Source organism: Azospirillum oryzae (assembly GCF_900177515.1).
GTDB classification, from domain to species: Bacteria; Pseudomonadota; Alphaproteobacteria; order Azospirillales; family Azospirillaceae; genus Azospirillum; species Azospirillum oryzae_A.
Map to the genome: position 1 here is coordinate 388,525 of NZ_FXAK01000008.1, position 12,415 is coordinate 400,939.

The window sequence follows — 12,415 nt, forward strand, 5'->3', positions numbered from 1 at the left end:
GATATGCATTTAGGTATCGGCCGGGGCCGGAGCGGCGGTGGCCGACACCAGACGCATCTTGAGTTCCGAGGCCGCGCGCACCGCCGACAGCACGGTGCGGGCACCCGGCGACAGCGGCCGGTCCTTCAGCCAGAAGATGCCGTAGGGTTCGACGCTGAAGCGCTTGTGGAAGGGCATGATCTCGCAGCAGCCGCTGGGCGAGAACACCTGGGCCAGTGCGCGGGCGAAGACGGTGATCGACTCGGTTTCCGCCACCATTGCCATGGAGATGACGGGGGAGGCGCTTTCGATCACCCGGTGCGGCAGCCGGGCGCCCTCGGCCCGGAACAGCGCCTCCACCCGGTCGCGCAGCAGCGTGCCGACGGGCTGCAGGATCCAGGTGGCGTCGGAGAGATCCGCCGCGGTCAGCGGACGGCCCAGCTGCAGCAGCGGGTTGCCCTCGCGGCAGATGAAGCACAGCTCCTCGCTGCTGATCTCCTGATATTCGAAGGCGGTGGGGTCGAAATGGCCGGGCAGGCGGCCGATGGCGAAATCCATTACCCCCTGGTGGACGCGCTCGGCCAGCACGTCGCTGGTCTCCACCGCCACCGCGATCTTCAGGTTGGGATGTTCGCGGGTCAGGCTGCTGATGACCGGCACCACCAGTTCCACCGCCGGGGCCATCACCGTGCCGATGGACACCCGCCCGCTGTGGCCGGCGAGCAGGGCGTTCAGCTCCTCCCCCGTCTCCTGCAGCTCGCTGAGGATCATCCGGGCGTGGCGGATCATGAGGCTGCCGTACCAGTTCGGCTCGATGCCGCGGCCGTGGCGGTCGAACAGCTCGATGCCCAGCGTTTCCTCCAGGTCGCCCAACAGTTTGGAGGCGGCGGGCTGCGACATGTTCAGGCTGGCGGCGGCGCGGTGCAGGTTGCGGTGTTCGTCGAGGGCGGCGAACAGCTGGAGATGACGCAGCTTCAGCCGCGCCTTCTGGAACCAGTTCGGCGAAAAGCGTTGCGGGGTCACGGGAGATTGCCTCCGGTCGGGCGGCGGCGTTGGGATAGGAGATGCCGGGATACGACATTTGATATCGCAAGCGCCGATCTTCATATTGGACGAGTATCAAGAGGCCCCTTATCGTTTGGGCCGTCAACAAATTTTGAAAAATGGCCGCTGGCGAATGGCGGTCCGCCGGGGTGAAGGGGGTCGAGCGGTATGGCGCAGGAAGCGCGTTGTGTCTGGCAGGCCCGGGCGCTGCTGGGGGAAGGACCGCTCTGGTCTCCGCGGCAGGACGCCGTCTATTTCGTCGACATCCGCGGCTCCCGCATCCTGCGCCACGGCCTGTCCGACGGTGCGCAGGCGGGGTGGGAGCTGGATGACGCCGCCTGCTGGCTGGTGGAGAGCGCCGACGGCGACGGCTTCATCGCCGGGCTGCGCTCGCGCCGGGTGGTCCGGCTGCGGCTGGAGCCGGGGCAGGTGGTGGTCGGCGGGGAGATCGCGCGGATCGAGCCTGACATGCCGGGCAACCGCCTGAACGACGGCAAGGTCGACCGTGACGGCCGGCTGTGGGTCGGCAGCATGGATGATGCGGAGGAGGGGCCGGCCGGCAGCTTCTACCGCATCGATCACGATGGCTCGGTCACGCGGGTCGATCAGGGCTACACCGTCGCCAACGGGCCGGCACTGTCTCCTGACGGCCGGACGATCTACCACACCGACAGCGCGGCGCGGACGGTCTACGCCTTCGACATCGGCGCCGACGGCGGCCTGTCGGGCAAGCGCGTCCACATCCGCTTCACCGAGGCCGACGGCTATCCCGACGGCATGACCTGCGATGCCGAGGGCGGGCTGTGGATCGCCCATTGGGACGGCGCGCGCGTCAGCCGCTTCCGCCCCGACGGGACATTGGACCGTGCGATTGCACTGCCGGTCTCCCGCGTCACCTCCTGCGTCTTCGCCGGTCCGGATCTGGACCGGATGTTCATCACCACCGCGGCGCATGGCCGGGACGGGGAACTACTGGCCGGCGCGCTGTTCGAGTGCGATCCCGGCGTGCGCGGCCTGCCGCCCTGCGGCTTCGGACCCGCCACGCGCTGAATGCTGACTGGGTTTTGATAAAGGATACCTTCGCCATGCCGCCCAGCGCGCACCCCTATCGCGGCGTCTTCCCCGTCGTCCCCACCATCTTCACCGAATCGGGAGAGCTGGACCTCGATGGTCAGAAGCGCTGCGTCGATTTCATGATCGACGCCGGCTCGACCGGCCTGTGCATTCTGGCCAATTTCTCCGAACAGTTCGTGCTGACCGACGACGAGCGCACGCTGCTGATGGAGACGATGCTGGCCCATGTCGCCGGCCGGGTGCCGGTGATCGTCACCACCACCCATTTCAGCACCCGCGCCTGCGCCGAGCGCAGCCGCCGCGCCCAGGATCTGGGCGCCGCCATGGTGATGGTGATGCCGCCCTATCACGGCGCCACCATCCGCGTGCCGGAGGCCGGCATTGTCGAGTTCTTCCAGCGGGTGTCGGACGCCATCGACATCCCGATCATGATCCAGGACGCGCCGGTCAGCGGCACCCCGCTGCCGGCCCCGCTGCTGGCGCGGATGGCGCGGGAGATCGCGCAGGTATCCTACTTCAAGATCGAGGTGCCGCAGGCGGCGGCCAAGCTGCGCACGCTGATCGAACTGGGCGGCGACGCCATCGAAGGCCCGTGGGACGGCGAGGAGGCGATCACCCTGCTGGCCGACCTCGACGCCGGGGCGACCGGTGCGATGACCGGCGGCGGCTATCCCGACGGTATCCGGCAGATCGTCGATCCGTATCTGGCCGGCGACCGCGAGGCGGCGGTGGCGGCCTATGGACGCTGGCTGCCGCTGATCAACCACGAGAACCGCCAGTGCGGCATCGCCACCGCCAAGATCCTGATGAAGGAGGGCGGCGTCATCAGGTCCGACGCGATGCGCCACCCGACGGCCAATCCGCATCCGATGAGCCGTGATGGGTTGCTGGACGCGGCGCGGCGGCTCGATCCGCTCGTGTTGCGCTGGGGGCGTTAGGCCGTCGCGACGGGTGCCCCCTCCCCATCCCTCCCCCTCTTCGAGGGAGAGGGGGCAGGAGCTTAGCGAGGGTTCAGCAAAGGATGGCGGCAGTCCCCTCTCCCGCGATCGGATCGGCCTTTGGCCGACCGAGGGCGGGGGAGGGTTAGGGAAGGGGCAAAACGTCCCGACGAAGGAGACATCATGACCATCACCGGCGAGATGCTGATCGGCGCGAGCGCCCACCGCGGCAGCGAGGGCGAACTGCGCGCCGTCGACCCCGCCACCGGCAAGGCGCTGGAGCCCGCCTTCGGCGGCGGCGGCGCTGCGGAAGTCGAGCGCGCCTGCGCCCTGGCCTGGGCCGCCTTCGACAGCTTCCGCGAGACCGGCCTGGAGCAGCGCGCGGCCTTCCTGGAGGCCGTCGCCCAGAACATCCTCGACATCGGCGACGACCTCATCACCCGCGCCATGGCCGAATCCGGCCTGCCGCGCGCGCGTCTGGAGGGCGAGCGCGGCCGCACCGTCGGCCAGCTCCGCCTGTTCGCCCAGGTGGTGCGCGAGGGCAGCTGGATCGAGGCGCGCATCGACCCGGCCCTGCCGGCGCGCACGCCGCTGCCGCGTCCCGACATCCGCCAGCGCCACATCCCGCTGGGACCGGTCGCCGTGTTCGGCGCGTCGAACTTCCCGCTCGCCTTCTCGGTGGCCGGCGGCGACACCGCGTCCGCCTTCGCCGCCGGCTGTCCGGTGGTGGTCAAAGGCCACGGCGCCCATCCCGGCACCTCGGAACTGGTCGGCCGCGCCATCCAGGCGGCGGTCGCCGCCTGTGGTTTGCATGAGGGCGTCTTCTCCCTGCTGTTCGGCACTGGCAACGAGATCGGCACGGCGCTGGTCGCCGATCGGCGCATCAAGGCGGTGGGCTTCACCGGCTCGCGCCGCGGCGGGCTGGCGCTGATGGAGGTTGCGGCCCGGCGGCCGGAGCCGATCCCGGTCTATGCCGAGATGAGCAGCATCAACCCGGTCTTCCTGATGCCGGCGGCGCTGGCGTCCCGTGCCGGCGCCCTGGGCAAGGCGTTCGTGGCGTCGCTGACCATGGGTGCCGGGCAGTTCTGCACCAACCCCGGCATCCTGCTGGGGCTGGAGGGACCGGACCTCGACCGCTTTGTCGCGGCGGCGGTCGAGGCGCTTGGCGGCAGTGCGCCCTCGACCATGCTGACGCCGGGCATCCATGCCGCCTATGACGCCGGCGTCGCCAAGCTGGCCGGCAGCGGTGCGGTGACGGCGCTGGCGCGCGGTTTGGCCTGCAGCGGCCCGAACCAGGCGCAGGCGGCCTTCTTCAGCACGACGGCCGAGGCGTTCATCGCCGATACCGACCTGCAGGAGGAGGTGTTCGGCGCCGCCTCGCTGCTGATCCGCTGTAGGGATGTGGCGGAGATGGTGGCGGTGGCGGAAAAGCTGGAGGGTCAGCTCACCGCGACCTTGCAGATGGATGCGGAGGACAAGGCTGCGGTGGCGGGTCTGATCCCGACGCTGGAGCGCAAGGCCGGCCGCCTCCTGGCGAACGGCTGGCCGACGGGGGTGGAGGTCTGCCACGCGATGGTGCATGGCGGCCCGTTCCCGGCGACGTCCGACCCGCGCAGCACCTCGGTCGGCACGCTGGCGATCCGCCGCTTCCTGCGCCCGGTCTGCTACCAGGACCTGCCGCCCGACCTGCTGCCGGAGGCTCTGCGCGACGGCAATCCGCTGGGGCTGTGGCGGCGCATCGACGGGACGCTCGGGCGGGACTGACCGCCGGAAGAGACTGACAGACACCAGAAACCCGCAACGGCTGCGTCAGAGGGAGCGCTGACGCAGAGCAGACTGTCGTGCCCGGCCGCGTGCCGGGTGCGGCGGCCGGGGACGGCGTGCGTCCGCGCAACGCCGAAGCACCGCTCCCGCACAAAGTACCGAAGCAAAAACAAACCGCATTAAGAGGAAACGCAGATGGTGAGATCAGCTCTGCTGCTTGGCGCAGCCACCCTTTCGCTCGTCTCCGTCTTGGGAGCCGGCCCTGCCTTCGCCCAGTCGAAGTTCGACGTGGTCATCGGCGGCGACGCCTATTTCGAAGCCGGCTATGTCGATCAGGACCGCGACGCCGGCCTGCGCTCCACCGAGTTCCGCAACCGCCTGCGCCTGCTGGTGACGCCGAAGGCCAAGGCCGACAACGGTTTGGAATACGGCGCCCGCCTGCGCCTGCTGGCCGAGAACGGCGCCGGCAACGCCCGCACCACCGGCTACGACCGCGCCTTCCTGTTCGTGCAGGGCGGCTTCGGCACCGTGCATATGGGCGTGGAGAACGGCCCGTCCGACGACAGCGGCATCATCGCCCCGTCCGACTGGGGCACCGGTGGCGTCGACGGCTCCTTCCCGTCCTGGCTCGGCAACAGCGCGGCCAATTCGCCGGTCACCATCGGCAACATCCGCGCCCTGATTTCCGGCAATCCCGCCACCCGCGCCACCTACTGGACGCCGGAGATCGCCGGCTTCAAGCTCGGCGCCTCCTACCAGCCGTCGTCGGACAGCAGCGGCACCGACGTCAACCGCTCCAAGGTGGCGCTCGCCTCGGCCAACCGCACCGGCGCCTATCGCGACGTCTACGAAGTCGGCGGCACCTACACCAACAGCTTCGGCGGCGTCGCGGTCAATGCCAGCCTGTTCTACCTGGGCGGCAAGGCCAAGGACTCCAGCCTCACCGGGGCGGGCTTCGACGACCTGTCCTCCACCCATGCCGGCCTGACCGTGGCCTATGGCGGGCTGAAGGTCGGCGGCAGCTATGCCTGGTCGGGCGACAGCGGCTATGCCAAGTCCGGCACCGCCGGCATCGTCAGCCGCGAGAAGCAGGATGTCTGGACCGTCGGCGCGCAATACACCTTCGGGCCGACGACGCTGGGCGTGGGCTACCTGAACGCCAAGGACGCCGGTGACCTGACGGTGCGCGGCCGGACCAAGTTCGAGCTGATCACCGTCGGCGCCAAGTATGTCGTCGCCCCCGGCTTCGCCATCGGGCCGGAATACAACCACTTCAAGCTCAGCTCCGACGTCGCCGCCAACAGCGACAAGGGCGACATGTTCCTGGTCCAGGCGAATCTCGCTTTCTAAGCGCCTTTTCTTCCAAGACCGGGCCGGTTGACGTCCTGGCCCTTTCCTTCGGCTTCGCGCCGCCCGCGGTGTTGCTCTCCATCCCGCCGCGGCGGTCGCGTCCCGGCGCGCTCTCCCTCGGGTGCGTCGGCCCTGTTCCGGACAGGAGCAGGGTCAACTCACGGCCGGGCAGCCCTGCGCTGCCCGGCCGTTTTTTCGGCCTGAGTTCGGGCCTGATCTGTGGCCGGCCATATCCTTTTCGGCATCGTACAGGTCAGGAATCGTATTGGACAGTTATGGTTATGCGCACTTAAAGTAGGCATGACGAACAATTTCGGACCGGACCGCGATCAGGAACATTCCGCGCCCCGTCCCGTCGCCTGCCTCCATCCAGCATGCACCGCAATAAATCCTCGCCATAAAACCTCAGGGAGTGAAACGGATGTCCAGGAAATGGGTGATCTCCGCCGCCACCGCCGCCGCGGCGCTGTTCATCGGGTTGGGCGCCGTCCAGGCCGCCGATGCCAAGAAGCTGGTCGTCGGCTTCTCGCAGATCGGGTCGGAATCGGGCTGGCGCGCCGCCGAGACCAAGACCGCCAAGACGGAAGCCGAGAAGCGCGGGATCGACCTCAAGATCTCCGACGCCCAGCAGAAGCAGGAGAACCAGATCAAGGCCGTGCGCTCCTTCGTCGCCCAGGGCGTCGACGCGATCTTCATCGCGCCGGTGGTGGCGACCGGCTGGGATTCGGTGCTGAAGGAGGCAAAGGAGGCGAAGATCCCGGTCATGCTGCTCGACCGGCAGATCGAGACCAAGGACCAGAGCCTCTACATGACCGCCGTCACCTCCGACACCGTGCATGAAGGCCGGGTGGCCGGCGAATGGCTGGCGAAGAAGACCGGCGGCAAATGCGCGGTGGTGGAACTGCAGGGCACCGTCGGCTCCTCGCCCGCCATCAACCGCAAGAAGGGCTTCGACGAGGTCGTCGCCAAGAATCCGGGGATGAAGATCATCCGCACCCAGTCCGGCGACTTCACCCGCGCCAAGGGCAAGGAGGTGATGGAGAGCTTCATCAAGGCCGAGAATGGCGGCAAGGACATCTGCGCCGTCTATGCCCACAACGACGACATGGCGGTCGGCGCCATCCAGGCGATCAAGGAAGCCGGCCTGAAGCCGGGCAAGGACATCCTGGTCGTGTCGATCGACGGCGTGCCCGACATCTTCAAGGCGATGTCCGAAGGCGAGGCGAACGCCACGGTGGAACTGACGCCGAACATGGCCGGCCCGGCCTTCGACGCGCTGATCGCCTACAAGAAGGACGGCAAGATGCCGCCGAAGTGGATCCAGACGGAATCGAAGCTGTTCACGCCCGACACCGCCAAGGAAGAGTATGAGCGCCGCAAGGATGCTTATTGATTTGAAGTTGAAATCTCCCTCTCCCCCCTGGGGAGAGGGTCGGGGTGAGGGGGATGCACAAGGGTGGATTCTCGAGAATCCTCGCCGCGCGTCCCCCTCACCCTAACCCTCTCCCCGGGGGGAGAGGGGATACTCCACGCACATTTCTCCGCGCTTCCGGCGAGGTCCGCCATGACGGCATCCACCGCTCCCCCCAGCTCCGCGCCGCTTCTGGCGATCCGCGGGCTGTCGAAGGCCTTTCTCGGCGTCCAGGCGCTCGACGGGGTCGACTTCACGCTGCGCCATGGCGAAATCCATGCCTTGCTGGGCGAGAACGGTGCCGGCAAATCGACCCTGATCAAGACGCTGACCGGCGTCTACCAGCGCGACGGCGGCACCGTGGCGCTGGAGGGGCGGGAGATCGCGCCGCGCGGGGTGGAGGAGGCGCAGCGCCTGCACATCGGCACCGTCTATCAGGAGGTGAACCTGCTGCCCAACCTGTCGGTGGCGGAGAACCTGTTCCTGGGCCGCCAGCCGATGCGCTGGGGACTGGTCGACCGCGGCGCCATGCGGCGGCGGGCGCGGGCCATTCTGATGCCCTATGGGCTTTCCATCGACGTGACGGCGCCGCTCGGGCGCTTCTCGGTGGCGACGCAGCAGATCATCGCCATTGCCCGCGCGGTCGATATGTCGGCCAAGGTGCTGATCCTCGACGAGCCCACCGCCAGCCTGGACGCGCAGGAGGTGGCCGTGCTGTTCAAGGTGATGCGGACCCTGCGGTCGCGCGGGATCGGCATCGTCTTCGTCACCCATTTCCTCGATCAGGTCTATGAGGTCTGCGACCGCATCACCGTGCTGCGCAACGGCCGGCTGGTCGGCGAGCGGCGGACGGCCGAGCTGCCGCGCCTGGATCTGGTCGCGATGATGCTGGGGCGGGAGCTGGAGGCGGCGGCCCACCGCATCGACCTCGGCCCGGCGGAGCTGGACAGCCGTCCGCCGCTGGCGAGTTTCAAGGCATTCGGGAAGTCGCGCAGCGTCGAGCCCTTCGACCTCGACATCCGTCCCGGCGAGGTGGTGGCGCTGGCCGGTCTGCTGGGATCCGGCCGGACGGAAACGGTGCGGCTGGTCTTCGGCATGGATCGCGCCGACCAGGGCGAGGCGACGGTGGACGGCCGCAAGGTCCGGCTGAAGGGACCGCGCGACGCCGTGCGGCTCGGATTCGGATTCTGTCCGGAGGACCGCAAGAAGGAGGGCATCGTCGGCGAGCTGTCGGTGCGGGAGAACATCATCCTGGCGCTCCAGGCGCGGCAGGGCTGGCTGAAGCCGATCCCGCGCCGCCGCCAGGAGGAGATCGCCGACCGCTTCATCCGCCTGCTCGACATCCGCACGCCGGACGCCGAACGGCCGATCCAGCTGCTGTCGGGCGGCAACCAGCAGAAGGCGCTGCTGGCGCGCTGGCTGGCGACCGAGCCGCGGCTGCTGATCCTCGACGAGCCGACGCGCGGCATCGATGTCGGCGCCCATGCCGAGATCATCCGCCTGATCGAGCGGCTGTGCGCCGACGGAATGGCGCTGCTGGTGGTGTCGTCGGAGCTGGAGGAGATCGTCGCCTACAGCCGCCGCGTCGTCGTGCTGCGCGACCGCCGCCATGTGGCGGAACTGAGGGGAGGGGAGGTCAGCGTGGAGCGCATCGTCGCCGCCATCGCGTCGGAATCGAAAAGCGGCGAGGTGCGGCAATGACGCTGTCCGCTCCCGGGCCGTCGCGCAACCTGCCGCAATACGGCGCGCTGATCGCCGTCCTGTTGGCCAACTGGCTGCTGTTCCCGGATTTCTTCGCCATCCGTCTTCAGGACGGCCGGCTGTTCGGCAGCCTCATCGATGTGCTGAACCGTGGCGCCCCGGTGGCGCTGCTCGCCATCGGTATGACCATGGTCATCGCCACCCGCGGCGTCGATCTGTCGGTCGGCGCCGTCATGGCGATTTCCGGCGCGGTCGCCGCAACCATGACCGGTGCCGGATGGGGCCTGCCGGCGGTGCTGGCGGCGTCGCTGGCCGCCGGACTGCTGTGCGGGCTGTGGAACGGGCTGCTGGTGGCGGTGCTGCGCATCCAGCCGATCATCGCCACCCTGATCCTGATGGTCGCCGGGCGCGGCATCGCCCAGCTGGTGACGGAGGGGCAGATCGTCACCTTCACCAGCCCGGCGCTGGCCTTCATCGGCGGCGGGTCCTTCCTGACCGTGCCGATGCCGGTGGTCATCACCATCGCGCTGCTGGCGGTCACTGCCCTGCTGGTGCGGGCGACGGCGCTGGGGCTGATGATCGAGGCGGTCGGCGTCAACCGGCTGTCGAGCGCCGGGGCCGGCGTCAACACCCCGGTGGTGCTGGTCGCCGTCTATGTCTGGTGCGGGCTGTGCGCGGCGGTGGCCGGGCTGATCGTCACCGCCGACATCCGCGGCGCCGACGCCAACAATGCCGGGCTGTGGCTGGAGCTGGACGCCATCCTGGCGGTGGTGGTCGGCGGCACCTCGCTGCTGGGCGGGCGGTTCGGGCTGGTGTTGTCGGTGGTGGGGGCGCTGATCATCCAGGCGATGAACACCGGCATCCTGCTGAGCGGCTTCAAGCCGGAATTCAACCTGATCGTCAAGGCGGGCGTCCTGCTGGTCGTCCTGCTGCTGCAATCGCCGACGCTGACCTTGTTCCTGCCGCGTCCCAAGGGCGCGCGGCCGATGGGCACGGTCAAGCCGCCGGTGGCGCCGACCAGCGGAGGGGCAAAGCCATGACCAGTGCACTCCAGCGGTTCCTTCCCCTGATCGTCACCACCGCGGTGCTGGTGGTCGGCTTCCTGCTGTGCGCGGCGCAGTTTCCCAACTTCGCCTCCTGGCGGGTGGTGGGCAACCTTCTGACCGACAATGCCTTTCTGGGGATTACGGCGGTCGGCATGACCTTCGTCATCCTGTCCGGCGGGATCGACCTGTCGGTGGGGGCGGTGATCGGCTTCACCACCGTGCTGCTGGCCGTGCTGATCGAGCATGGCGGCTGGCACCCGCTGGCCGCATTCGCCGTCGCGCTGATCGCCGCCGGCGGCTTCGGCGCGGCGATGGGCGGGGTGATCCATGTCTTCCAGATGCCGCCCTTCATCGTCACGCTGGCCGGCATGTTCATCGCCCGCGGTCTGGGCTTCGTCCTGACCACCGATTCGGTGCCGATCAACCATCCGCTCTATGGCGAGCTGAACGACATCGCGCTGCGCTTCGGAGCGGGGGGCAAGCTCAGCCTGCCGGCGATGCTGATGCTGGGGGTGGTGGTCGCGGCGGTGGTACTGGCGCACTGGACCCGCTTCGGCGCCAACCTCTATGCGCTGGGCGGCAACCGGCAGTCGGCGGAGCTGATGGGCGTGCCGGTGGGGCGGACCACGGTGGCGGTCTATGCGCTGTCCGGGCTGCTGGCCGGGCTGGCGGGGATCGTCTTCTCGCTCTACACCGGCGCCGGCTATTCGCTGGCGGCGACGGGGGTGGAGTTGGACACCATCACCGCGGTGGTGATCGGCGGCACGCAGCTGACCGGCGGCTATGGCTATGTCGTCGGCACCTTCGTCGGCGTGCTGATCCAGGGGCTGATCCAGACCTACATCACCTTCGACGGCACGCTCAGCAGCTGGTGGACCAAGATCGCCATCGGCGTGCTGCTGTTCGTCTTCATCCTGTTGCAGAAGGGGCTGCTGACGGTCTGGGCCGGCCGCGGCGGCGAACCGGCGGAGGCGTGATGCCCATCGAGAGTTTCCTGTTCGATACGCATGAAGGACGGCCGGTGGAGGGGTTCATCCTGTCCGCCGGCGGGCTGGAGGCGACGGTGATCGCCCACGGCGCCCGGCTGGTGCGGATGATGGTGCCCGGCCGCGACGGAGCCGGCGCCGATGTGGTGCTTGGCTTCGACCGGGTTGCCGATTACCTGGCGAGCGACGCCTATTTCGGCGCCACCTGCGGGAGGTACGGCAACCGCATCGGCGGGGCGGCCTTCACGCTGGACGGCGTGCGCCATGAGCTGGCTGTCAACGAGCCGCCGAACCAGTTGCATGGCGGACCGGAGGGGCTCGACCGGCGCATCTGGGCGGCACAAGTCGATGAGGCGGAGAACGCCGTTACCTTCACGCTCGTCTCGCCGGATGGCGACCAGGGCTATCCGGGGACGCTGACGGCGAGCACGCGCTACCAGTTGAGCGACAACGGGGTGCTGGACATCCGCATGACGGCGGTGTGCGACCGGCCGACTGTCGTCAACCTCGTCCATCACAGCTACTGGAACCTCGGGGGCCATGGCTCCGGCGACCTGCGCGACCACCGGCTGACGGTGCGCGGCGGCTTCACCACGCCGGTCGGCGCCGACCTGATCCCGACGGGGGAGGTGCGGCCGGTGGACGGCACAGGCTTCGACCTGCGTGGCGGGGTGGGGCTGGGCGAGGTGCTGGAGGCGGTGGGCGGCTTCGGCTTCGACCACAACTGGTGCCTGGACGGGCCGGCGGGGGAGCTGCGACCGGTGGCGGTGCTGGAGCATCCGGCATCTGGACGGAGGATGGAGCTGGCGACCGATCAGCCGGGATTGCAGGTCTATACCGGCGGCTATCTCAGTGAGAAAGTCGTGGGCAAGGGTGGGCAACCCTATTGCCGCTTCGCCGGGCTGGCGCTGGAGAGCCAGCGCTTTCCCAACAGCCCGAACATCGGCCATTTTCCGTCGGCGCGGCTCGATCCCGGCGAAACCTATGGGCATCGGATGCGGCTGCGATTCGGGGCGGGCTGACCGGAACCGGGGAACCGTCCGGCGGCTTGCGGGGTTCATCGAAGGGCATGGCAGCGGTTCCGCTGCCGGTCCCGAGATGCCGCTCCACAACGCCGGAAGG

Annotated in this window: 10 protein-coding genes; 9 read left to right on the top strand and 1 reads right to left on the bottom strand. The window is 68.9% G+C overall.

The features are described from left to right. Positions 1 to 9: 9 nt before the first annotated feature. Positions 10 to 1,002 (bottom strand): LysR family transcriptional regulator, encoded by a 993-nt coding sequence (locus B9N97_RS27755; protein WP_085091053.1) that lies wholly within the window; start codon positions 1,000 to 1,002, stop codon positions 10 to 12. 189 nt (positions 1,003 to 1,191) lie between these two features. Here B9N97_RS27755 and B9N97_RS27760 point away from each other — a divergent pair, with 189 nt between their 5' ends. From B9N97_RS27760 to B9N97_RS27800, 9 genes are all read left to right on the top strand, one after another. Then, complete coding sequence (locus B9N97_RS27760; protein ID WP_085091054.1) at positions 1,192 to 2,073, top strand: SMP-30/gluconolactonase/LRE family protein; 882 nt, start codon at positions 1,192 to 1,194, stop codon at positions 2,071 to 2,073. A gap of 35 nt (positions 2,074 to 2,108) precedes the next feature. Beyond that, the gene (locus B9N97_RS27765; RefSeq protein ID WP_085091055.1) at positions 2,109 to 3,035 is read left to right on the top strand and encodes a dihydrodipicolinate synthase family protein; all 927 of its coding nucleotides are present in this window, start codon (positions 2,109 to 2,111) and stop codon (positions 3,033 to 3,035) included. A 183-nt stretch (positions 3,036 to 3,218) separates the two neighbouring features. After that, positions 3,219 to 4,799, top strand: a complete 1,581-nt coding sequence (locus tag B9N97_RS27770; protein ID WP_085091056.1) for an aldehyde dehydrogenase (NADP(+)) — start codon at positions 3,219 to 3,221, stop codon at positions 4,797 to 4,799. Between the two features lie 195 nt (positions 4,800 to 4,994). Beyond that, complete coding sequence (locus B9N97_RS27775) at positions 4,995 to 6,149, top strand: porin (protein WP_085091057.1); 1,155 nt, start codon at positions 4,995 to 4,997, stop codon at positions 6,147 to 6,149. Between the two features lie 421 nt (positions 6,150 to 6,570). Further along, positions 6,571 to 7,542, top strand: a complete 972-nt coding sequence (ytfQ, locus tag B9N97_RS27780; RefSeq protein ID WP_085091058.1) for a galactofuranose ABC transporter, galactofuranose-binding protein YtfQ — start codon at positions 6,571 to 6,573, stop codon at positions 7,540 to 7,542. Positions 7,543 to 7,713: 171 nt separating this feature from the next. Beyond that, positions 7,714 to 9,261 carry a galactofuranose ABC transporter, ATP-binding protein YtfR gene (ytfR, locus tag B9N97_RS27785; RefSeq protein ID WP_085091059.1) on the top strand — a complete coding sequence of 516 codons (1,548 nt, stop codon included), beginning with the start codon at positions 7,714 to 7,716 and terminating at the stop codon, positions 9,259 to 9,261. After that, the gene (locus B9N97_RS27790; RefSeq protein WP_085091060.1) at positions 9,258 to 10,301 is read left to right on the top strand and encodes an ABC transporter permease; all 1,044 of its coding nucleotides are present in this window, start codon (positions 9,258 to 9,260) and stop codon (positions 10,299 to 10,301) included. Before ytfR ends, B9N97_RS27790 begins: the two co-directional genes overlap by 4 nt. Next, a complete protein-coding gene (gene yjfF, locus B9N97_RS27795) occupies positions 10,298 to 11,284 on the top strand; it encodes a galactofuranose ABC transporter, permease protein YjfF (protein ID WP_085091061.1) in 987 nt (328 codons plus the stop codon). Before B9N97_RS27790 ends, yjfF begins: the two co-directional genes overlap by 4 nt. Further along, positions 11,284 to 12,315 carry an aldose epimerase family protein gene (locus tag B9N97_RS27800; protein ID WP_085091062.1) on the top strand — a complete coding sequence of 344 codons (1,032 nt, stop codon included), beginning with the start codon at positions 11,284 to 11,286 and terminating at the stop codon, positions 12,313 to 12,315. Before yjfF ends, B9N97_RS27800 begins: the two co-directional genes overlap by 1 nt. The last annotated feature ends 100 nt before the right edge of the window (positions 12,316 to 12,415 follow it).